The organism is Paenibacillus dokdonensis (assembly GCF_004916975.1).
Classification (GTDB): Bacteria; Bacillota; Bacilli; order Paenibacillales; family Paenibacillaceae; genus Paenibacillus_AQ; species Paenibacillus_AQ dokdonensis.
In genome coordinates this window covers 1,310,121-1,330,620 of sequence record NZ_STGQ01000001.1, presented here as the reverse complement: position 1 = coordinate 1,330,620, position 20,500 = coordinate 1,310,121, and the positions used below count along the sequence as shown (strand labels likewise).

Below are 20,500 nucleotides of genomic sequence, written 5' to 3'. Positions count from 1 at the left end.
ATAATCAATGTAAATTTCACCCTTCTTAAGTAAGACTATTGGTAAATAATTGTTATAGTTTCCCATCGAATTCACTATAATTAGAATATAGGTTGTTTCGTGTTGATAAGGAGGTAATAAGCATTGTTTAAAAAAATATCTTTAACAAGTCTCTCTGTAATAATGTTGGTTTTTGGAGTAGCCATTACGGCACATTTTTTAGCTCATAATTCTACTAGCGGTATCCCTCCGAGTCCAACATTAAGCATTTCAGAAGAAGTTTCAGCGAATTTTACAACCACTTATACTGATAATTATCATTCAAAATTAAGAACTGTCAGGGATCCGGATATCAGTCCAGAAGTTGATCTCGATATTCTCAGGTATACAAGTAAAATTTCTACAAAATACGGCGATTTCGTTAGACAAGACAAACAAATCATTTCCAATGAGTCAGAGATAGCACGAGAATTAAGGCAAGTCGGGCCAGATACTAAACAATTAGTTCTTAATTATGGAATCTTTTTAAGAAACGATTTCTCAAAATAGTAACTCATGAAAAACGAGCAATGGTTTCTCGATAACCGCGACTGGAATAATTGAACTTGGACCGGGGCTGATGGAAAAGTAAGCTTTTTATGGAGTGAGCAAGGGGATTGTATCCGGAGAGGATAGAAACTTTGTTTACCTGGAGCCACGAATAAGAGCTCAGGTCAAAATGAGAAACTGGACTAAGTCAGGGCTGCTGCGTAGTCCAGTCTTCACTCAATTCATTATTTGATGTGTACTCTAAACTCATATTGACTACGCCTATAGTAGACACCTGAAATACGGACATATTCAGGGGTATACTTCTCCACTGGACCACTATGGGCAACCACATACTTATTACCTGCTTCCTGATCATCAAAGGCAATATAAATGCGTGATCCCAGAATAGCAGCAGCAAACAATTCTAAATCTGATTTAACTACTTGATACCGGTTAATCAACGTCATATCACTCCATATCATCATAGTAAAAGGCTCCCCGCAATTTGCAGGTGAGCCTTTTTACCGATGCTTTCGGATTGTATAACGGCGCGTCCGTATATGTTGAGTTTATTTTACAAAATATCTTTCTGACTGTAAACAATATATGAGAGAAAAAAGCCTTAACAACCACACTTAATGGTATAATATCCCTGCAATTACGATGAGTTCAGTATTTATTTTAGGGGGACGGACATGTTTAAATTAAAAAGCATTTACATTGAAGCAATTGGTGGTATAGAAAAACTATCCTTATCATTTAACCCGCAAATGAATGTCATATGCGGATTAAATGGGATCGGAAAGACTACAATTTTAGAGTGTATTGCCCAATCCTTCACTTATAATCCCAGTTCTTATATCAGAAAAAAGGCTGATCATGACAGGGGTTTCTGGGAAATCACAAATCTAGATAACTCCATATATAGACTCGAAAAGACGAACTTCCATCCATCTGATGATATGTACTTTAGAGGAGGAAATTTCAACGCAGCTAGAGAATTCGCCAAGGAAATAATTACCATAAAGACTTATAGAACTTTTGATTATATTCAATTAACTTCAATATCCAGAGACCCGCGAAATGTAGATCATGAACAATTAAGCATACAAGGCATTGATGCAACTGATGCAAAAAATTGGTTTATTAATCGTTACTTGTGGGAAAAGCATGAAGATTCAATTTCTAGCTCTCAGCGGCATAATTTAGAGGTAGCAAAGACCATTTTTCATAAATTAGACCCTCGCATAGTTTTCTCAAAAGTTAAGGGAGATACTTATGACATTCTTGTGAAACAAAACAACACTAGTGAGATATACTTTGAGTACCTCTCATCAGGTTATAAGTCAGTAATATTCATCTTACTAGGAATAATCAAAGAAATTGAGCAGAGATTTTCTGATTTAAATTTAAAAGTAGAAGAATTTAACGGAATAGTGTTAATAGATGAGCTTGATTTACACCTACATCCACAATGGCAGGCTAACCTGCTCTATGTTCTTAAAGACCTATTCCCTTATGCTCAATTTATTGTAACTACTCATAGTGCGCATGTTATTCAAGCTGCAGAACCAAACGAGATTATATCCTTGGGTTACAACGAAGAAGGCGAGGTCATAGTTAGGGAAACTGCTTCAACCTTGTTCGGTTTTCAAGGTTGGACCGTTGAAGAAATACTCACTGATGTTATGGGTCTAGAGGAGACTCGATCTTCTTTATTCTTAGAAAACATAGCAAACTTTGAAAGTGCAATTGACGAGGAAGATTACATTAAAGCTAAATCGGCTTTTGATTTACTAAACGATATGTTACACCCTAATAATCATATGCGAAAGCTTCTATCTATTCAATTATCAGCTTTAGGAAGTGGCTCTGAATGATAAAAGTAAATAAACTTCCAAAACCAACTGAGCTCACACCTGATGTTGTTTTAAAATTAACAACAGAATATAAAACCACAAAAAAATCCGTTTGGAAAAAAGCGTATATAGAAGAAGCACTTTTATCAAGTTCGCACTCTAAATGTGCATATTGCGAGTGTAAGCTCAATGTGGAATCAAAGTACATGGAAGTAGAGCATTATCAAGACAAACACACTCACCCAGACTTAGTTGTCGATTGGGATAACCTACTTCCAAGTTGTAAGCGGTGCAATGGACGCAAGCACAAACATAACACTGAAATCAATCCAATTATTGATCCATCAAAAATGAATCCCCAAGAACATTTAAAAATGAAATATTATAGACTCATTGGGAAAACTGATATAGGTAAAGAAACTATTAGTGTTCTTTTGTTAAACGATACAAGGAAAGTAGTTCAAAAAAGATTTGAAATTTCTCAATTAGTTCATGAGAAAATAGAAGAACTTCTGGAAAAGTGTCAAGATTACCATACAGGAAGCAAAAGCACCAGGCTTAGGAATAGAATTGTTCAGACTACAAAAAACATACTAGAAGAAGCGTCCCCACAGGCGGAATATGCCGCAACAGTTGCTTCTGATATATTAAACGATCCGCATTTTCATAAAATAATTGATATTTTAAAGTCTGAATATCTTTGGGATAGCGAATTAGATGAACTTTTTATTGCTACTCAAGACATTGCTCTTCTTTAGATAAAAAGGCCAATTAAATTGGCCTTTTTATATATTCAATTCCTTCAAAATAAACATAGTTCGTATCAAAGTCATCCTTCGAAATAACCTCGATCTTACCCGAGCCATCTTTAGATTTAATCATAACATATTTCCCATTAGGGGAAACGGAGATTAGTATATAAGTAATTACTTCTTCATTCATAAAAAATAACACCCCCATAAAATAACATTATGACCGTATTTATCCAAATTAGATACTTCTCCTTTCTTTATTTACGTAATATTTTAAATTTCAAGAGTTCGACTGTGTTGAATGTACCAAACTTCTATACTGACATCGTCTGTTTATTGGATGAAATAAGAACGATTTTCGATTGCCAAAAAATAATAATTATCATTAAACATACTTAACCTGCCAACACGTTATCCAGCAGGGTCTTCATATTCCCAATCGGGATTTATTTGTTTACTATGATGTTATTTTCTTTCCGGTAGTTGATCACAAGCTGCCTCCAAAAATCATAGCTTCCTTTTTCATCGGCAATATACGGTTTATAAAATGCATAAGCATCCTTCGCCCAAGACGGGCACGGCATTTCAGTCAGTTCCTTTTGTGATTTAATCCATTCGGCTTGTTGCTTGATGGTGCTTTTCAGCTCTTGAAACTCCTTCTGCTCTGTTGCTGTCATGGGTTGTTCACCTTCCTTTATGTCATATTGGTAAAGCTTGTACTGCTCGATAATATTGATCAGCAGCTGCGTGTAATTCGGATCAGTTGCATATCCACCCTTCCGGATCTCTGCAGCCGCCGTTTTATAATCAGCATTAAGCACTCCATGATATCGCATAGGTTTATCTTTGGTGCCATTGAGGATCAACTTGGAATGATCTGCAACGGACTCTGACCAGTTGTGATAAGCCCGAAATGCTGCATTTACCGTGATCTGTTTACCATTAACATATTCTTTTGTTGGCATTGTGCAGCTGCCGGCAGTCCCCGAACCCTTAATACCAAATAAGTTATTCGCCTGTTTAGTAAGTCCACTTGATCCCCATCCGGACTCCAGCGCAGCCTGAGCTATCGTGAGAGATGCAGGAACGCCTGTTGCTTGCATATCCTTAACAGCGCATGGTGCAATTGTTGCGATAAACTCAGCCTTTGTCATGCCTGATCAGCCCCGTTCTTCGCCTGTTTCACGAATTGATGCCCGAGTACCGCAAACGCCCCAGAAAGGATGCCCTGTATAAGCGACTCTGGCCCCCATCCAAGCAGCCATGCGGTCAGCAATACAGCAAACACCACCACAATATAAACGATGCTCCAATCAGGCACATGCGGCGTCCGCTTTAGCATATTGCCAATAATCCAGCATGCCGCAACCACAATCAACAGCCGTGGGTCTATCAAAGTCCAAATCATATTCCAATCCATAATTCTATACGCCTCCATTCATTTCTTCTTTGCGGTCCAATCGTTTGTGTGCTTGTTTGGCCGATTCCTCTACACGGGTCACTCGCTCCGAGAGAGCATCAATTCGTTGACCTTGTACACGCTGCTCGAGCCTAATGTCATCCACACCGCGTTTGATATAATCTACATCTGCACGTTGCAGCGCATCGGCCCCTGCCTCTTGGATGATGTCCTGTCTGTGGGATCGGGTTTTCCCCAACCACCCAAGAATAATCCCACTTATAGCGGCGATTAATGCGATCATAGTCTGGTAGTCCACCTTTCTTCCCCCTTATCTCTCACTATAAAAGAAGCCCCCGGACCACTCCCGAGGGCATAAAAATAGCGCTCCGTATTCGGAACGCTTGTTAAGCTACATATTCGACATTAGTGATCTGCTTATATTGCTCTACCGTAATCATCTTAGCGACTACGAAGGTTTTGAGACTCTCGTCAGTATAGGCCGGATGCCCATTGTCGTAAAATCGTTTGACTGTTGCATACCACATTATGCAGCACCTCCTTTCAGCATTGCGACTTCAAGCAACAGATTGCCCACGGTATCCTCCAGCTGCATGATCGTGGCCTTATCCATGGCACTTTCCATCAGCAAGTTCCCGAGGTCTGCTCCCATTTGATCAGTTTGCTTCTGCGGGTCCTTGTCCTCGTTAACAAAATTGACCGTTGAATCTTTGATGTCAATGTATTGCATTAGCCAACGCCTCCCAATATTTTATTTATCTTAACGTCATCAGACGTTGAAGATCGTTTCATAGTTAACCGGATTTCAGCCGGACCGGATACCGTCAACGCCTTAACGAATTGATCCTCGTTGCCTGCGGTTGTCTTGTCCATTGTCTGACCGGTCAGAGCAGCGGACACGGTTATTCCAGCGTCATGCTGTACCCACGTTACGGCTTCGTCGGTGTCCTTGACCTTAAATCGAATGTCGTTTTCTAGGAGTGGTGTTTCTCCCGTTGCCGTCCACGTACCAAAAAAGCCAACATTATTGGTTTGCATGTTTTTGTATATGAATAAAGGTTCCGAAAAATCAAAGCCCACACCAACCAAGCTAGACGGATTGGCCGCATGACTAGTTGTAGTACTCGTAAGGGTTGTAATACTACCCCACGAAGAGTTTTTATAAGAAATTTTTCTTATTTGAAAGTAACCTCCACTAGTAACCCCTCCATGAAACAAAATAAAAATTTCATTTTTTTGATTGTACGTTATAGTTGGGACCACTTGATTCATACTACCACTCGTTAACTTCTGCATAGCAGACCAAGTCACACCGCCATCGTCTGAATACGCGATTCTGATATTTTGAAGGGAGTCGCTCTCAATTCCGTACCATGCAACCCATATCCGCCCGTTCGGGAAGCCGTTAATGCTTTTTGGAACATATATTGCAGACGGAGAGTATTGACCCAAGGAGGGACTCCCGCTGTCGTAGAAGCTATATGCTACACCCAACGTCGTAATACTTCGCAGTTGAAATGTTGATCCAGTGGTGTAGGTGGAAATTATCTTCGAACCCATAGGAGTCCACACAATTGACGGGGTGTAGTTATTGTATGAACCGTTGTTATCTTTCGTTACTTGCTCAGCCGATCCCCACGTCACCGATCCGTCAGCATTAATAATCCCTTTTGCATATCGTATATTTGAGCTGTTCGGATATGAGCTGTTTTTAGAGGACCAAGCCGCGTGTAACTCGGTTCCGGCGTCGTTAATTGCGAGGGAAACAGACCCTATACTCGTTTGTAAAGGATCAATATCTACCCCTTTTCCGGTTTCTGCAATAGGATCAACCTCTAAATATCTGATCCTCTGATCTGCTGCGGACGTATAAAAACTTATTATAGCGTACACCGTGTCATTTCTAGCCACTAAAGCTATACTTGTTGTGCCGGACGTGTTCGTTTGTGTTTTATAAGCTATCTTAGACCAGGTAACCCCGTTATCAACAGACTTATAAAACAAATAACTAAGGCCGCTAACAGCAGTTGCTACCAGCCACCCATTACTCAGTCGAACCAATTTACGTCCGCCGTTACCGCTCGTGTCATACCCACTGCCGTTTACTACCGTCGCATCTGTAACGTTATTGACAGTCTGCGTACTCCACCCTCCAAACTTCGCGCACTTGTTAACCGTATCAATGACAGCAGACGTACGGGCAATGATGGCCTTTTCTTTGTACGCTTTTTTAAGTGGCGCAAGCTTTAACGTCGGGACACTTACAATTGTTTTCCATGCGCCATAGAATCCGACTTTGACAGAAGTACCTACGTAGATGAAAATAGGAACCGAAATATCCAACGACATATCGACTAGGCATGACGGATTATTAGAAGCGGCATTTGTGACGTTTGTTGTGCCACTCCAAACCCCATTAACGCACTTTGAATACCTGATAACGGTTGACGGGAACTGATCGGTATTTCCGTACCAAACAATATAGACATTCCCGTTTTTATCTGCCGTTAAGGATGGGAACAGTTGGTTGTTGTTTTCGTTCGTTACCCATAACGTGCTTGACCATGTAACGCCGCTATCATCTGAGAAAGAAGCCATAATGTCGTTGGTTGGGGATGTAGAGCCTTTTCCATGCCAAGCCACCCATATCCGTCCATTTTCAAGGCCGTTAATTCTTTTTGGTACGAATATCGCTGAAGGGGATAGATGATAATCGCTAAATTCTACACTTGGGGTAGTGTAAGTCCTTACCCAAGATGAATCAGTATATCTATGAACTGCGATAAAACTGGAAATTCCAGAGACAAGCGGCCTATTTGTAAATATTAAAGGCTGCCCGCTTCCATCTAAAACAATACTAGGGTTTAGATAATCAAAATTCGCTTGATTATCTTTAGATACTTGAGTAACAGCCGCCCATGTAACAGTACCATCAGCATTAATCGTGCCTTTGACATACCGGATATTAAAGCTATTCGGATACGTGGCGTTTTTAGACGAAACGGCAACATGTAACTCAGTTCCGGCTTCATTGATTGTTATGGATACGCCGCTATAGGCAGTTTGACTGTTTTCAATAACTGCCGTGTTGTTATCGATGTACGAAGGAACGTTCGTTGCATCAAATGCAACAAAACCCGTTCCCGATGCCGTTGTGGAATTTTTGACCATGTAAACAATAGTTCCTTTACAACATATGGCATTAAAATTCGTTAGCGATGGTGTTCTAGTTAAAAATGCCCATGTTTTACCATTATCTTTTGATACATAAAATTTAGGAGATTCTGTTGAATCATAAGCACAAGCCACTAACCACCCATTGCTTAACCGTACTAACTTTCGCCCACCGTTGCCGCTCGTATCATATGCCGCGTTTATAACTGTTGCATCAGAAACTGATTCATCCGCCACAGTGTCTACCGCCCCGGATTCCGTGACCTTCACGCGCTCAATATTCACGTCATCATAAACGGTAACTTCCATCCCGCTTTTTAACGTACCAATAGAATCGACAGGCATATCTGTTTGACCCACCGCAAGCGCTGTTTTCGTGGTCAACTGCGTTGTGTCGATTTCCATTCCGAAAGAGTCCGCAAAGTTGCTGCCGAAGGTGACTCCACTCGGTACCCGTTTGGATGCTTCGAGCTGTAGGTTGAGATTCGCCAGTTCACGCTCCAAGCCTCGAATGTCTTGCTTAGAGTCCTGCTGGATCTGAGCCTTGTTATACGCGATTTGAGTATCAGCGTACTTTGTAGCATCGTGAACAGCTTTCGGCGTTGCTGCTTCTGTTTCCGAGTCGCTGCCTATGGCATTTGATAGTTTGGCGATACCCTTTTGGGTAAGAGAGGCATCAGGGACTTTTATATTACCAACGGCAGCATCGATCTTGTCCCAGTTATCGTTAAGCACAACATCCACATTAAATGTTTCGTTCCCGTCCGTTTCTCCATTGACTTTATATAAATTCAAATTCGGTGTATTTGTAGGCACCTCATGCACCTCCTGTTCTTCTAAATGCAAGCTTAGAAAATGGCAGCTGCTTCAATTGGTTGAATGTCATCACTTTGTTGATATCTCTGATGAGCAAATAACTGAACTCGTAAATCACTTCCAGATGAGCCGGCTTTATTTCTTCTATAACAGACTTCAAATCATCGAGGTTGGGTGGAACCCCAACTGTGTCGATGAACTTGACTGTAAAGGACCACACCTCCGGTTGAAAGGAAACATCCACAGCTCCTCCATCATAGGCTTCAGCCACATTCTTAACCAAACGACCCGTGAACTTCCCAGCTCCACGGAGCTTTGATTCCACCAGAGCTCGCCGCTGCTCAATTGGCTTTGCAAGATCGGTTGTGATACCCAATTCGTATTCCCACTGGTCCAGTCCCCATGTTGCTGTCCGGACAAAGAACTGATCAAGTGAATCATTGATTGTAGCAAACAACGCATCCATTTCGGTCCCTTTGGCATTCATATCCGCCTTAATGACTCGAGACGATTCATAGTATCCAGGCAGATATGAGAATAGCTCAGCCCCTCTCGGGCTTGTAATCTGGAACTCAGGCATTAAGCGTCACCGTCCCCAAAACAGCTACCTGCCCAGGATTGATTTGGATATTGGTGTCCGACTGGCCGTTTACAGTCAAATCAGAATAGTCAATGATTGGTGGGATATCGAGCAGCACCGCAGCGATCCGGGTGAAGCGAACTAGTGGATCCTTAAACGCTAGAGATTTAAGATATATCGTCACACCCTCCTCGATCTGCTTTTGAATTTCACTTGGTACCGTCGTTATCTTGTCGTCGCTGACCAGCTCCACGCTATCCTCCCACAAAATTACACCTTCAATTAAACTGAACGGCCTTCCAGTCCATATCTCGACCGGCTGAATGCCGTCCCAATAAAATGGTAGCTCAACCCATGTCCAATCGGTACCGATTTGATTAGGGGAAAACATCAATTGCTCATCAGTCGGAGTACCCGATCCTTTGTGCTGTTCGAACGGTATGTTTGTTTGCGGGTTTTGCACACTAAGGACGAAAAATTGGGTTGCGGACGATGTATCACTGACTTTAACACGTGCGCGAATTTTGTACTGTCCGGCTTTCACAAGTATGTTCGCAAGCGTCTCGCCGCTAATCGTCGCTTTGCTGTTGCCGTTCGTTACATACGTGAATTTGACGCATTTCCCTCCGCTTGGCCCTTCTTGTGTGTCATCGACGCTGCCGCCATAACCGGTATTAATCGTCAAGTTTTCTGCTTCGATGGTTGATTGGACTCTCGGCTTTCTTGTGACCTGATATCCTGAAGCGAGCGTCAGCTGCACCGAGATATTAATTGGCACTTCATCTGCAGCCATGGCGGTAACAATCGGCCCGGCCGGCGCTTGTCCCTCTCCTTGCCCGTCCATAGTAGGATCAATATAATCCTGTGCTGCACGTACGATCGCAGGACTTGCTGCACGCTTATCCATATCGAGCAAATATATTCCCACCGTCCCCGGACCGTTCCATAGCGGAATTACCTGCACGCCACCAACGCCGGCCACTTCATTCGCCCACTGAACGTATTGGGCCTTGTTTCCACTTGTCCCTTGGTTCCGCACTCGAGTATAAAAGCGTTCCAGTAGGGACTCATCGGATTCGATATCTGCGCCGCCTGTTATAGTTCCTGGGTTGGTCACCGCCGATACACCGCTGATTGGATTGGATACAATGTCGATGACACCTGCAGGTACATTTCCCGTTTTGCCGGGGATAAGGGCGATGACTGGTGCTATACCCTCACCCGCACTGCCCAAGATCACTTCCTCAGTTGTTTTATACTCGATACTGGATTCCCCGGTGATTTCATCTGCAGGAGTAGCTACCACCGTTCCAGATGGAATTTGCTTTCCTGAAGTTCCTGTGAATCTTACGCTACCTGTGGCGGCTATCGCTTGACGCCGCTGTACTCCATGTTCTTCTACCCGCATGTCCAGATACTCGCCAAATGTCGTTCGAGCAAATCCACGTTCAACCACCTGCTGTGCCCATATCGCCGCCTCAGACAGCATAAAGGCAACCGGAGCCTGTGCATCCCAAATAAAGGAACCTTCAGATTTATCGATATCCGAGGGCACCCGATTCAGCATGCGTTGCATAATCTCGTCTTCCGTCTGCTCTTGCAAATAGATAGGATTGTTAGCCATTCTCCCCCACACTCCCTTCCAAGACATCTTCCTCGTCCTGAATGTTTGTAATACGGCAGCTGAAATAGCAAGAGTCACCTGACCAGTTATAAGTAAACCCGCCTACATCTGCAGTCCGCGGATCGACCATTAGCGTCTCCGTGACGATTCTCTGGATCTCACTCTCGATGACCCCGCGACTATAACCTTTCCCAATCAGGTTATCCAATTCTTCACCGTGGTTCCTTGAGTAAATCAAATGTCGGTAACGTGGTGTTCGGATCGCCTTTTGGCACCACATAACCCAAGCCTCTGTATCATGGATATTGGCCACCTTTCGCGTTGGAGTCATTACGAAGTCACCCAGCTCAAAATCAAACCGCCAGCTCCTCCCAAAGGCAACTTCTTCCTCAATTGCAGGTTCCTCTGCGTTTTCGTCTGTCCAATCTTTGGATGCATCTTCAGGAAACAAATTAGGCACTGCCGTTCACCACCCTACACATAACTACAAAATCGTCGCCACCATTTGTCGGGATCACTAGCACTCGTTCGCCTGGCAACAGACCGTCAGCCAGATTAACCCGAACTTCTTCAACCAGAGTTGGTTCAAAATCGAAACGCGTCCGCGGTGAAGGTGTACCTATCGGCTCATCTTCTGCGTCAGCTAACGTGGTGGTACCAACAATGAAGAACGGCGGCAGGTGCAAGGTTGTCAAAAAATCAGCAACCAAGAAATCCTGAATCTCATCTTTAAAGTTATCAAGTTTGAGTCCTGTGTCTGTGATTGTCCCAAGTTCTGCTGGTACTCCGGATAAAGCGGATCCCGCACTCTTCGACATTTCGACCCTTAGGGAAACGGCAAGATCTTGATATGGATCACGCATAATTCAGAAAATACCTCCTTCTTACATAGTCCATAGATGCAAGTTCCAGCGACATATGACCAGGGTCATCGAGTTCATGACTAACGGATGTGACTATCAGTTTTATACCGTTAAAATTAACCGCGTCCCCTGCTCTTATAGTGTTCAGGTCCAGGCATGTAACTGTAAAGGTCTCCTGTACCCCGCTAAGCATGGATTCTCCCAACTTCTTGGCGGCTGCAGTAGTCTTAACATCTTCATCTTGAACCATGCGCTGAAGAGTTCCATATTTAGCAGTCTGACCTGTTGCAATGGCCAATATCTTACTGGGTAGTTCCACTTTAGAGTCAGCTTTAACCTTTGCTTTCTTGCTGGTACCTTTTGTCTTCTTATCAACCTGGCCACCGTACAAACGACCGATTTCCTCGAGCGTCATATTTTCTGTATTTGGTGCTGGATTGGAAGTTGTTGGTTTCTTCTTCGACTTGGCCTTCTCTTTACGATCCTCTGTTCCGATTACCTTCACCTTCGTGATCGTTCCTTTGAGAGTCCTACGCTGCGTGGTTTCTTCGATACTCTCTAGAATCCAAACATCCTTATTGCTCCCGACCTTAAATAGTTCAAGTCCTGCCGGTGTCATCCGAGGAATGTACATATCCCCGCCGGATTTCACCGTCTCCTGCAAGTCGGAAGTTATCATCTTGTATATAGCCTGTGATCGATAGACGGCTTTCTTTAGCTTAGTTGATGTGTCTGGAATAGTAGATAGCTTAATTCCCCAATCAGCTGCATATTTCCGCAGCCTTTGACTTGCAGTTTGACCTGCAGGTAACAGATATTCATCTTCGGATTCGGCCAGATATATTGTACGATCATAAACGGTCATTGACATATGCTTAGTGGATTTATTGGAACTATCACAGTCCCAAACCACTCCAGGATTAAGTAGGTACACCATGTCACTCCCGCCAAAAGGCACGCCACTTACACGGATATCTTGTCCAGGCTCAAGATTAGGAAAATCAGAAGTAATCTTCATCTTAATGTCAGCCTGATACGAGATTTGATCCAAACTATCCTTCAGCGTGATACTCTCGATCAACTCCCTAAGATAGAATTTATCCTGATAAACGACTTCGTAACTCATGTTGGCATCACCAGCTTCATTCCAGGCTTAATCTTATTGGGATCCTTGCCGATCAACTTTTTATTAAGATTGTAGATAGCCTGCCATTTACTGCTGTTACCGAGCTCCAGCTTGGCGATCTTGGAGAGACTATCTCCTGATTTAACAGTGTATGTCTTAGGAGTTTTCTTCGTATCAGGACGACTTGTGGTAGCTGCAGCCTTCGAGGATCCTGTGCTCTTAGCAGCAGCTACCGCCTTTACATGGACCTTGGGTTCACGCCAAGTTCGAATTGTTAGTTCAAAGTAAATATCATCAGGCTCTCCACCTTTAAAGTTGGTTACATGGCCAGTTACAAGCACGAGAACATTGACCGTCACTCGGAGTACTGGATTTGTCTCTGTGCCACGCGGTTTATTGGTCATGATAAATCGTACTGGTGTCTTGGCTTGAATCATTATATTCAATTTATTCATTGCTTCCATTGGGTCCGGAATGTCTGGGTAGTTACAATATCCAGATTCATAAGTCTTAGGAAAAAAAGAAGAGAAGGTAATTTCTTTTACCTTCTCTCCAGACGGGAAATCAAACTCCCCGAATGATAAAATATTTACTGTTTCAATACCTTTTTCACGGCTTATCGTCACCTCTTCCGGATTAACGGGAAAATAGAGGTCATAGCCAGAAGAATCAATTAAATGAAACTCCATATGCGTCAATCCTTTGCAATAGTGTTTTGAAAACTACTACGAATTTTATTGGCTACTGTCGAGCCAACTTTATTTGCAACTTCATCATAGTCTATGGACTGCGTTGGCATATTAAGCTGTACAGCACCAGGGGTGACAGTTACATTGATTTCGTTTTTAACTTCCTGTTTTGTCTGGATGCTAGAGACAATTGAGTCTACTTGCTCAGGAGAAATTTTTACAATATCTTTGTTAATGGTCGTACTGTTGTTCTTGTTCGAAAATTGAGACAATATATCATTTTTGATTTTATTCTGCAGATCAGGTGTCATACCAGGTGACCCGCCTCTACCAGCCATGACACTGCTATAAATAGAATTCTTGTCTGAAGCTGCATTCTCCCATGCGGATCCACCGGAAATGATGTTATAGCCCACGCCAGCTAGACCAGCTGCCCCAAGAGCCACTGTCGATACCTTTGTTCCTATTCCAAGTAATTTCCCCAATGTTGGAATCCCTGGTGCAATCCATTCCTTTGGTGGGTTCATTCCTTTGGTTGGAGTACGATATCTTGGATCATACTTTGCTTGGTCACCTTTAAGAGATGTTTCGGCTGCTTTTGTCCCGTAATTAGTTGCTACATCCGTAGCAACAGTTGTTCCTGGCTGGGGAGCGGTTTTTCCGCCTAGTAAGTTCTTGCCAGTATCCAATACGTCCTTTCCTTTTTTCAAGACCTTAAATCCTTTACTTAATAACCAAGCATCAAGAGCGAGTGAAGCAATAGAACCGCCGGTACTTGAAGTATTTCCTCCGAGAGCCTCGGGTTGTATATTTTTGAACGTTTCTAAAAGTTTATTAAGGATTGCAGGAGCATCAAACGCTTCGATAAATGAATCAAAGAAAGCTTTACCGGCTTGCCTTCCTGCTTGTACATAGGGATTCTTATCGACAACTTGTTCTGAGCTTGGAGACAGTACCTCTAAACCACCCATAATCAAGCCATGAGCTCCTCCACCAAGTATGTCTCCTATTTTTGAAGCAAAGTTCTCAAGCTTAGCTGCTCCTTCAGTTTCTAACCACTTGCCTAAAGGCTCAGCAATAATTTTATCCCAGGCTATTTTCACCTTGCCGAAAAAATCTGCATTCTGAAAAACCGGATCTTCTGATAGATTACGGATTGTGTTATAGACGTTCTCGAATTTATCCATCACCCAAGTTGTTGCTTTCGATGCTGTTCGTTGCAAAGAGTCTCCCCAGCGTTGAATAGTGGTTTCATTTTTATCCAACCATTCAGAAAGTTTTAGCAGTCGCGGTTGGATGGCCAGACGTATTCCATCACCCCACCTCATCAAAAGCTTTGTACTGAACACGTCTTTCATGTTCGAAAATATACCAAGAAGGGATTTGGATTGTTTGTCCATCATATTCGGAAAGCGTTTGTTCATACCTTCGATCAGAGCATCGATTGTCTGTTTGGCTGGAATGACACCTTTGGAAGACAACTTCATCACTTCTGCAGTTGAAATTTTCATCTTGCTTGCCAAGATGTCCCAGGCGGGGATACCTGCCTCAGTCAATTGCATCATTTCTTCTGCTGATACCTTTTGCTTTGCCTTCATCTGACCCAGCGCAATGGTTATTCTGTCAATACCTTCACCGCCGAGTCCGAGTCCAGACGAGGCATTCCCGATAGCAGTCATCATAGGGATGATTTGTTTCGCTTCAAATCCAAACGCCAGCAGTCGTTTAGACGAATCACGAAGTTCTGGAAATTCAAAAGGCGTTCTATTCGCAAAATCTTGTAGATCCGTCAATAAACTCTTTGCTTTTGCTGCCGATCCTAACATCGTCTCGAATGCTATATTCGCCTGTTCCATCTGTCCAGAAAGATTCAAAGGAGCGACAACGCCTCCGTAAGCAGTACCTCCTGCAGCAAGCATTGACGGAAGTGAGAACAAGGTATTCTTAATCCCACTCAATACGCCTAAGGCTAAATTTTTTACACCTACAGTGATATGCCATGTCTTACGCGTCAAACCCGTCAGAGTAGAACTTATCTTATTTGTCGCTGAGGAAACACGGTTCACTAAACGAGCCTCAGGCTTAGCCACAATACGATCTACCTTGTTCATGGTAGTTGTCACTTTGTTAGCTGAAGATGTTGCTTTGTCCTGCAGAGAAACAGAGGGAGTTATCTTGGTTTTTCCAAGCGCAGCCGCCCGGCGCTGTGTCTGTTCAAGCAGCTTATCCATAGCCTTAACAGTCTTTTCGGTCTCTTCAACGCCATCAGTGCCTATCACTAGGTCTAGGCGATAAAACTCTTTGTTATCGGCCACGACTCACCCTCCTCCCTTTAGAGCTATTGCTTGGTGAGTTAGGTGCCGGTTTGGAAATCTGGTCGATCTCAAATAGTGTAAAGGCTGTAAGTAATGTTCTTTCGCCTTTAGGTAAACACCAAAAAGCCCCGGGACGCAAATGATGCCGTACCCACATATGGTACAGCATCGTAGTCGTGCTCCCGGAGCGTATTAGTTTTTTACATCTTCGATGTCAACACCGAAGCCAGAGATTTCAAGCACCTTATCACCTACAGCATCCAGCTCACCAGCGAGCAACATACGACGTACGGCTTCCTCGCCTCCGGACAGTTTCAAACGGCTAGTGATGCGGTCGTCACCCCAGCCAGACAGCTTTAATCCCTTAACTTCAAGAGCAGACGTTGCCTCCTTGATCAGAGAGGCATTAAACATTTCACTATCCACTTTCTCAGTAACTTGGCCCTTGACGGTCTTCCGGATCGTGCAGCGCTCTCTAATTGCATCAACTTTGCTGGAGGTCAGCCCGCAGAGTGTAATACGCAAGTTAAGCCGTTTAATTAAAACGGTCTCTTCTGGCAAATTTTTTGCCGTTTCGAAGAGACCGTCCAGAATTTCCTGTTCATTCAATTGTTCATTACTCATTAATTAATCATCCTTTCAAAATAGATTAAATTGCGATTGGGTCAAGCAGCTCGTAATCCTCGAATGTAAATGGTGTTTCTTCAGTAACCTCTTCACCAGCTGTCCAGTTTGCAAGCTGCACACTGTCAGGCATGCACCGGATCAAACGGACCCGTTCAAAGCCATACGCTTCTGGATCGTCAAGCTTTGAGATAATATCAAACTTGCTAAAATCGCGCTGAATCATTTTAGACGAAACCTTGTATCCGCTGATCGTACCTGTGCCGCGCTTTGCACCGATTTTAAATTGCACCCAGTTGTGGCCAACCAGGTTAAGCTCACGCTTATCGATCTCGACCTTTGCCTCAAGATGGTTAATATTCGTCTGCCACTCCCCATCTACGAACGCTTGGGCAAATGTACCGAGTATCGCCCTTGTGGGATCCATTCCTGTCATTTCAGGCATTCAAACTCACTCCTTTCTACTGCACGTAGAACGTGCCGAAAATTTGTTCCATTACATCCGTAAGACGCGCATTCCACTGTAAAAACACTTGATCTGGCGCTGGTTTGATCGCTGGAGACGAACTATAATAGGCTGGATCCAGAATCACATCATATCCAGTTCCTTCTATCACACTGCTCTGTGCTAGAGTTCTTAGATACTCTTTACAAACACCGATCAGAGCAAGTCTACCTTCCTCGGTATTGTTAACCTTACCGATGTAAACATCCTCAGCAGTGCGCTGCAAGTCTCCATTAATAGCGTCCATAACCCGGATTGTCCGAATCTTCTTCCAGCTGTTGTTCTGATCAAGCTGCAGAGTGACTAGACTGTTTATTCCACGTAAGACCTTCACCTTACGACCATCATGGATTAGCAAAAATACACCCCCGCGGATAGCCTTTTCCTGTTCCGAACGGGTCCAACGACGGGTGACATCATCAAATGGGGACTCAGCGTATGTCGTCGACTGGTTCAGAGACTGTCCAGCAATTAAACCTGCAACCCATGCTGCAACCTGTGCGGAACTATATTTCGTATCAGCTAGAATAGCTCCTGATCCGACGTTTACGACGCCTTCGTTGTTGATACTTGCGCTTCTGGTTACTGCCTTAGACACAGCGTCACTCGCGGTGTCATCTACCGCTGTACCTCCAAGGGTAACAATGATGCCTTTACCCTCTTTCCGAACGCGCCCGACCCATGCAACGATACTCGAGCGCAGGGCCGGATCGGTCACGCCATCCAAAGTCAGCACATGGAACTCCTGTCCTTCAAACGCTGCTGTGGAGGCAATATAATCTGAATTTGTAATACCGGAGATGCCGCTGTCTCCGTCGGCGAATGTTTCGCCGGAGACGCTAGCCAGGGTTCCATCAGCCAGTTTCTTCGCTTGGATCCACTTGTTGTCCTGGTCGTCATTGATGGCCGCAACAGCGGTGTCCACGCTGCCGTCACCGATCGCAAAGGTACGAAGCAGTTTCGTACCCTCATACAACTTCAGCTCCTTGGTGCCGGGTGCCGCCAAGCTATCGGCAACGGATACTTTAAATCCATTGCCGCGTTGTCCTGGATACATGGCAGCGATCTCCACGGCAGCAGCCGGGGTCGAAGCAGTATTGTTGATTGTAAGCTTTGCAGGTTTAGCCGCATCAGAAGCGACACGATAGGCGAGCAACGTCTTCGGCCCACCCAAAAGGGATAGGTACAACGTCGTAAAAGCCGTCGCCCCGCCGCTTTCATCTTCCGAAAACATTTCCTTGATTCCTGCTTCGTCCGAAACCTCCACAAACTGTCCGACTGGTCCCCAATGCGATTTAACAGCAGCGATCACGACACCGCGGGCGCCTGGCTGAATTGCATTACCAGCTGCCGCCACGAAATTCATATAAAGACCAGGCAGCACTGGCATATCCGTCGGACTCCAATTTCCTCCCGCCATCTATTTCACCTTCTTTTCTAAAAATTGTTTGACCAAGTTTTTTGCCTCAGCTACAGACATTTCATTTACCGTGACTCCGTGTAATGCCCCTACCATCACTTCTCGATGGACAGAAAAAAGAGCCTCGGCATTTGCCGTAAGCTCTTCGAGGGGATACTTTGATTTGGTTGAAGTCTCAACCTTTTTCTCAGGCTTTTCAGCCATGATTATCACCTACCTGATATTTGATTTGTAATTGACCGACCGTATTAATGGAGCATCCTCTTGAGGCCGTGCGACGCGACGTGAAAGAGTGACTGTAATCTGCCCCTCACTGATTGCATCTGCCCCTATATTAGCTTTGGGATCCGCAACTGTAAGATATCGACGATCAGCAAAGTCATAGGGGATTTTAATAGCACTTCCTAGCCCTTCAATTAGGGCAGCAACTCCAACATGCTCAGGATGCTGCCCATTCCCCAAAACATGGACTGTAAAGCGTTTGGACACGTTGTAAGAAGATAATCCCAGCAACTTCACATCAATTCCGGTCACCCGCCACATGATAGCCGGTCTAACATACCCCAGTGGCCAGAACCCGTTGTATATGGTCCAATTCGGCCCCAAGATGCCCGATGTCCAATCAGCTAGAGCAGGAACCCACGGATCTGATGTGAGGGAATCGTTCGTTCCGACCGGCTGCAGAGCCATGACAGCAAACTGAATGCCTCGAGTAATAGCGTCCCATTCTTCATCGACCACGTCCTGGCCAGCGGATCCGAGGTAGACGCAGGAAAAGACCTCACCGGCTTCTGTGGTCAGCATCTGCTTGTCCAGGGCGGTAATGATCTTCTTTTCCAAAGTATCCACCTTTTCAAAAGTCGAACGCGACACGTACGGCCAGACCTCCATGATTCGCCGGAAGCCCGCCCATGGAGTCTCGTCACTTTCTTCTCCCTGCAGAAGAATTGCATACGGCTTTTCGCTGTCTTTATCAGCAGCGTGCGGCTCATAAGCATCCTCTAGCTCCGGAACGCGCTCGAGCAATCTTTCCCGAATCGCATTTCTCATGGCATTGACCACCATTTAACCAAAGTGTCTTTTAATTTACCCTTATAACTTTTGGCTGTCGGCTGCACGATCGCTCGTGGTTTAGTTCCGGGATGATTAACTTCTTTCACCTTCACAAACCTTCCTCCTACACGAAATTGCAGGTATGGTTTATTCCTTGCTCTAATTTTATGTGGAGGTGTCCCTTCTTCTAAAATGCCGCCATATCGGACGCCATGGGCGAAATACATCCTGATCTTGTCTTTCCCAACTTGCTCGGCTCCAGAATGAAGAGATCCCCTGGCTATAGCTGTTTGGTCTTTCCATGGGGCAGCAAGCTTCATGTCACCTTCCGCTTTAAGACTCAGTTCCTCAATCAGTTTGAAAGTTCCAGCTCTTTTACGCCGCATATACTCTACTGCTCCTTGACCAAAGTCGCCCATGTCACTTCACCCTTTCCAGATCAGCCTGGTACCCGACAACTACACCTTGCACCACTTTTAGTTGTACAGAAATAATCTCAAATGTTTCACCGATTGCTGTAAACCGATCTGTCACGTTCGGGCCTGCCTGAATATCGGCGTACTCGTCGGCCAGAAGGCTGTACATTTTATCTGTTTGCTTCGTGCCGGCTAAAACAGATACGTTCTGCGATATTTGAGACCGAGTGATAAAAATCCGGATGGTGGCAGGTCGCAAGTCTGACTCGACCTCCTCATACCCGCCACCCTTCCGGATCTTCTCCTTGCGGTGGATTGTGACAGTAGTCGGATTTTGCGAGATGTTCCATGCGATGTGCTTACGCCGCATCGTTACAAAGTCCGTTATCTCCATCACAGTACCCTCGGCGGGCAGACACGGATCATAAAGCCGGAAACGTCCTTCGTAGCATCTTTAGTAACCTTATCAGCGTATTGCTGCGCCATTGAAAGAGCATGATTAAGCCGATCTTTCAAAGAAGTCAGATCATATTTTTCAGTTCCGTCTGAATAGCTTTCAATATCTCCCTGCAGCAATCCCGCTTTTTCCATCCAACCAACAGAGGCAGCTTCATAGAGGCTATCTGCTTCTGTCAGTAACAAATCGATCTCGCCATCTAAAAAGTTAGTGCTTGCCTCAGTGCCGCCGACAGGGATCACCTCATTAAGAAGCTTCCGGAGCCGAGTGCGGAGTATGATGCTTGGTTCCATTCCT

At 44.4% G+C, this 20,500-nt stretch carries 25 protein-coding genes and 2 pseudogenes; 3 read left to right on the top strand and 24 right to left on the bottom strand.

What is annotated here, in order from left to right:
* The first annotated feature begins 123 nt into the window (after positions 1 to 123).
* Positions 124 to 528, top strand: coding sequence for a hypothetical protein (locus E6W40_RS06195; protein ID WP_136604685.1), 405 nt, complete (start codon positions 124 to 126; stop codon positions 526 to 528).
* Positions 529 to 752: 224 nt separating this feature from the next.
* Here E6W40_RS06195 and E6W40_RS06185 read toward each other — a convergent pair whose 3' ends face one another.
* On the bottom strand, positions 753 to 995 hold the full coding sequence (locus tag E6W40_RS06185; RefSeq protein WP_136604684.1) for a hypothetical protein: 243 nt from the start codon (positions 993 to 995) through the stop codon (positions 753 to 755).
* Positions 996 to 1,205: 210 nt separating this feature from the next.
* On the opposite strand from E6W40_RS06185, the gene E6W40_RS06180 reads away from it, so the two are divergent.
* Positions 1,206 to 2,390: an AAA family ATPase gene (locus tag E6W40_RS06180; protein ID WP_136604683.1), complete on the top strand. Its 1,185-nt coding sequence runs from the start codon at positions 1,206 to 1,208 to the stop codon at positions 2,388 to 2,390.
* Entirely contained in the window at positions 2,387 to 3,127 is a 741-nt protein-coding gene (locus E6W40_RS06175) for an HNH endonuclease (RefSeq protein WP_136604682.1), read from the top strand. The genes E6W40_RS06180 and E6W40_RS06175 overlap by 4 nt, the downstream gene beginning before the upstream one ends.
* A gap of 440 nt (positions 3,128 to 3,567) precedes the next feature.
* On the opposite strand, the gene E6W40_RS06170 is transcribed toward E6W40_RS06175, so the two are convergent.
* The 23 genes and pseudogenes from E6W40_RS06170 to E6W40_RS06060 form a co-directional block, all read right to left on the bottom strand.
* The gene (locus E6W40_RS06170) at positions 3,568 to 4,275 is read right to left on the bottom strand and encodes a glycoside hydrolase family 73 protein (RefSeq protein ID WP_136604681.1); all 708 of its coding nucleotides are present in this window, start codon (positions 4,273 to 4,275) and stop codon (positions 3,568 to 3,570) included.
* Complete coding sequence (locus tag E6W40_RS06165) at positions 4,272 to 4,541, bottom strand: phage holin family protein (protein ID WP_136604680.1); 270 nt, start codon at positions 4,539 to 4,541, stop codon at positions 4,272 to 4,274. The genes E6W40_RS06170 and E6W40_RS06165 overlap by 4 nt, the downstream gene beginning before the upstream one ends.
* 4 nt (positions 4,542 to 4,545) lie before the next feature.
* A complete protein-coding gene (locus E6W40_RS06160; protein WP_246072892.1) occupies positions 4,546 to 4,839 on the bottom strand; it encodes a hypothetical protein in 294 nt (97 codons plus the stop codon).
* An 88-nt stretch (positions 4,840 to 4,927) separates the two neighbouring features.
* A complete protein-coding gene (locus tag E6W40_RS06155) occupies positions 4,928 to 5,068 on the bottom strand; it encodes an XkdX family protein (RefSeq protein WP_211146972.1) in 141 nt (46 codons plus the stop codon).
* Positions 5,068 to 5,271 (bottom strand): hypothetical protein, encoded by a 204-nt coding sequence (locus E6W40_RS06150; RefSeq protein WP_136604678.1) that lies wholly within the window; start codon positions 5,269 to 5,271, stop codon positions 5,068 to 5,070. Before E6W40_RS06150 ends, E6W40_RS06155 begins: the two co-directional genes overlap by 1 nt.
* A complete protein-coding gene (locus tag E6W40_RS06145; protein WP_246072891.1) occupies positions 5,271 to 8,531 on the bottom strand; it encodes a tail fiber protein in 3,261 nt (1,086 codons plus the stop codon). Before E6W40_RS06145 ends, E6W40_RS06150 begins: the two co-directional genes overlap by 1 nt.
* Position 8,532: 1 nt before the next feature.
* Positions 8,533 to 9,111, bottom strand: a complete 579-nt coding sequence (locus E6W40_RS06140) for a YmfQ family protein (RefSeq protein ID WP_136604676.1) — start codon at positions 9,109 to 9,111, stop codon at positions 8,533 to 8,535.
* Positions 9,104 to 9,322 (bottom strand): annotated as a pseudogene (locus E6W40_RS06135) (baseplate J/gp47 family protein); the annotation flags it as partial. The pseudogene E6W40_RS06135 and the gene E6W40_RS06140, both read right to left, overlap by 8 nt.
* A 540-nt stretch (positions 9,323 to 9,862) precedes the next feature.
* Positions 9,863 to 10,735 (bottom strand): annotated as a pseudogene (locus tag E6W40_RS06130) (baseplate J/gp47 family protein); the annotation flags it as partial.
* Positions 10,728 to 11,195 (bottom strand): DUF2634 domain-containing protein, encoded by a 468-nt coding sequence (locus E6W40_RS06125; protein ID WP_136604675.1) that lies wholly within the window; start codon positions 11,193 to 11,195, stop codon positions 10,728 to 10,730. The pseudogene E6W40_RS06130 and the gene E6W40_RS06125, both read right to left, overlap by 8 nt.
* A complete protein-coding gene (locus tag E6W40_RS06120; RefSeq protein WP_168928840.1) occupies positions 11,188 to 11,598 on the bottom strand; it encodes a hypothetical protein in 411 nt (136 codons plus the stop codon). The genes E6W40_RS06125 and E6W40_RS06120 overlap by 8 nt, the downstream gene beginning before the upstream one ends.
* A complete protein-coding gene (locus tag E6W40_RS06115) occupies positions 11,591 to 12,724 on the bottom strand; it encodes an XkdQ/YqbQ family protein (RefSeq protein ID WP_136604673.1) in 1,134 nt (377 codons plus the stop codon). The genes E6W40_RS06120 and E6W40_RS06115 overlap by 8 nt, the downstream gene beginning before the upstream one ends.
* On the bottom strand, positions 12,721 to 13,413 hold the full coding sequence (locus E6W40_RS06110; protein ID WP_136604672.1) for a LysM peptidoglycan-binding domain-containing protein: 693 nt from the start codon (positions 13,411 to 13,413) through the stop codon (positions 12,721 to 12,723). Before E6W40_RS06110 ends, E6W40_RS06115 begins: the two co-directional genes overlap by 4 nt.
* Before the next feature lie 5 nt (positions 13,414 to 13,418).
* On the bottom strand, positions 13,419 to 15,728 hold the full coding sequence (locus tag E6W40_RS06105) for a tape measure protein (RefSeq protein WP_136604671.1): 2,310 nt from the start codon (positions 15,726 to 15,728) through the stop codon (positions 13,419 to 13,421).
* On the bottom strand, positions 15,718 to 15,897 hold the full coding sequence (locus E6W40_RS29925; RefSeq protein ID WP_136604670.1) for a hypothetical protein: 180 nt from the start codon (positions 15,895 to 15,897) through the stop codon (positions 15,718 to 15,720). The genes E6W40_RS06105 and E6W40_RS29925 overlap by 11 nt, the downstream gene beginning before the upstream one ends.
* A gap of 23 nt (positions 15,898 to 15,920) precedes the next feature.
* Positions 15,921 to 16,352, bottom strand: a complete 432-nt coding sequence (locus E6W40_RS06095; RefSeq protein WP_136604669.1) for a phage tail assembly chaperone — start codon at positions 16,350 to 16,352, stop codon at positions 15,921 to 15,923.
* A gap of 25 nt (positions 16,353 to 16,377) precedes the next feature.
* The gene (locus tag E6W40_RS06090) at positions 16,378 to 16,788 is read right to left on the bottom strand and encodes a phage tail tube protein (protein ID WP_136606854.1); all 411 of its coding nucleotides are present in this window, start codon (positions 16,786 to 16,788) and stop codon (positions 16,378 to 16,380) included.
* Positions 16,789 to 16,813: 25 nt separating this feature from the next.
* Complete coding sequence (locus tag E6W40_RS06085; RefSeq protein ID WP_136604668.1) at positions 16,814 to 18,277, bottom strand: phage tail sheath family protein; 1,464 nt, start codon at positions 18,275 to 18,277, stop codon at positions 16,814 to 16,816.
* Entirely contained in the window at positions 18,278 to 18,481 is a 204-nt protein-coding gene (locus E6W40_RS06080; RefSeq protein ID WP_136604667.1) for a YqzN/YkzM domain-containing protein, read from the bottom strand.
* A 9-nt stretch (positions 18,482 to 18,490) separates the two neighbouring features.
* The gene (locus tag E6W40_RS06075; protein ID WP_136604666.1) at positions 18,491 to 19,327 is read right to left on the bottom strand and encodes a hypothetical protein; all 837 of its coding nucleotides are present in this window, start codon (positions 19,325 to 19,327) and stop codon (positions 18,491 to 18,493) included.
* Positions 19,324 to 19,749 (bottom strand): hypothetical protein, encoded by a 426-nt coding sequence (locus tag E6W40_RS06070; protein ID WP_136604665.1) that lies wholly within the window; start codon positions 19,747 to 19,749, stop codon positions 19,324 to 19,326. Before E6W40_RS06070 ends, E6W40_RS06075 begins: the two co-directional genes overlap by 4 nt.
* Position 19,750: 1 nt before the next feature.
* Complete coding sequence (locus E6W40_RS06065) at positions 19,751 to 20,140, bottom strand: hypothetical protein (RefSeq protein ID WP_136604664.1); 390 nt, start codon at positions 20,138 to 20,140, stop codon at positions 19,751 to 19,753.
* The gene (locus E6W40_RS06060) at positions 20,140 to 20,496 is read right to left on the bottom strand and encodes a hypothetical protein (RefSeq protein WP_136604663.1); all 357 of its coding nucleotides are present in this window, start codon (positions 20,494 to 20,496) and stop codon (positions 20,140 to 20,142) included. The genes E6W40_RS06065 and E6W40_RS06060 overlap by 1 nt, the downstream gene beginning before the upstream one ends.
* Positions 20,497 to 20,500 lie beyond the last annotated feature (4 nt).

Excerpts from the sequence above, each read along its gene's own strand:
- E6W40_RS06185 (WP_136604684.1), bottom strand. The coding sequence starts at position 995 with ATGATGATATGGAGTGATATGACGTTGATTAACCGGTATCAAGTAGTT.
- E6W40_RS06180 (WP_136604683.1), top strand. The coding sequence starts at position 1,206 with ATGTTTAAATTAAAAAGCATTTACATTGAAGCAATTGGTGGTATAGAA.
- E6W40_RS06175 (WP_136604682.1), top strand. The coding sequence starts at position 2,387 with ATGATAAAAGTAAATAAACTTCCAAAACCAACTGAGCTCACACCTGAT.
- E6W40_RS06170 (WP_136604681.1), bottom strand. The coding sequence starts at position 4,275 with ATGACAAAGGCTGAGTTTATCGCAACAATTGCACCATGCGCTGTTAAG.
- E6W40_RS06165 (WP_136604680.1), bottom strand. The coding sequence starts at position 4,541 with ATGGATTGGAATATGATTTGGACTTTGATAGACCCACGGCTGTTGATT.
- E6W40_RS06155 (WP_211146972.1), bottom strand. The coding sequence starts at position 5,068 with ATGTGGTATGCAACAGTCAAACGATTTTACGACAATGGGCATCCGGCC.
- E6W40_RS06150 (WP_136604678.1), bottom strand. The coding sequence starts at position 5,271 with ATGCAATACATTGACATCAAAGATTCAACGGTCAATTTTGTTAACGAG.
- E6W40_RS06140 (WP_136604676.1), bottom strand. The coding sequence starts at position 9,111 with ATGCCTGAGTTCCAGATTACAAGCCCGAGAGGGGCTGAGCTATTCTCA.
- E6W40_RS06120 (WP_168928840.1), bottom strand. The coding sequence starts at position 11,598 with ATGCGTGATCCATATCAAGATCTTGCCGTTTCCCTAAGGGTCGAAATG.
- E6W40_RS06115 (WP_136604673.1), bottom strand. The coding sequence starts at position 12,724 with ATGAGTTACGAAGTCGTTTATCAGGATAAATTCTATCTTAGGGAGTTG.
- E6W40_RS06110 (WP_136604672.1), bottom strand. The coding sequence starts at position 13,413 with ATGGAGTTTCATTTAATTGATTCTTCTGGCTATGACCTCTATTTTCCC.
- E6W40_RS29925 (WP_136604670.1), bottom strand. The coding sequence starts at position 15,897 with ATGCTGTACCATATGTGGGTACGGCATCATTTGCGTCCCGGGGCTTTT.
- E6W40_RS06095 (WP_136604669.1), bottom strand. The coding sequence starts at position 16,352 with ATGAGTAATGAACAATTGAATGAACAGGAAATTCTGGACGGTCTCTTC.
- E6W40_RS06090 (WP_136606854.1), bottom strand. The coding sequence starts at position 16,788 with ATGACAGGAATGGATCCCACAAGGGCGATACTCGGTACATTTGCCCAA.
- E6W40_RS06085 (WP_136604668.1), bottom strand. The coding sequence starts at position 18,277 with ATGGCGGGAGGAAATTGGAGTCCGACGGATATGCCAGTGCTGCCTGGT.
- E6W40_RS06080 (WP_136604667.1), bottom strand. The coding sequence starts at position 18,481 with ATGGCTGAAAAGCCTGAGAAAAAGGTTGAGACTTCAACCAAATCAAAG.
- E6W40_RS06075 (WP_136604666.1), bottom strand. The coding sequence starts at position 19,327 with ATGAGAAATGCGATTCGGGAAAGATTGCTCGAGCGCGTTCCGGAGCTA.
- E6W40_RS06070 (WP_136604665.1), bottom strand. The coding sequence starts at position 19,749 with ATGGGCGACTTTGGTCAAGGAGCAGTAGAGTATATGCGGCGTAAAAGA.
- E6W40_RS06065 (WP_136604664.1), bottom strand. The coding sequence starts at position 20,140 with ATGGAGATAACGGACTTTGTAACGATGCGGCGTAAGCACATCGCATGG.
- E6W40_RS06060 (WP_136604663.1), bottom strand. The coding sequence starts at position 20,496 with ATGGAACCAAGCATCATACTCCGCACTCGGCTCCGGAAGCTTCTTAAT.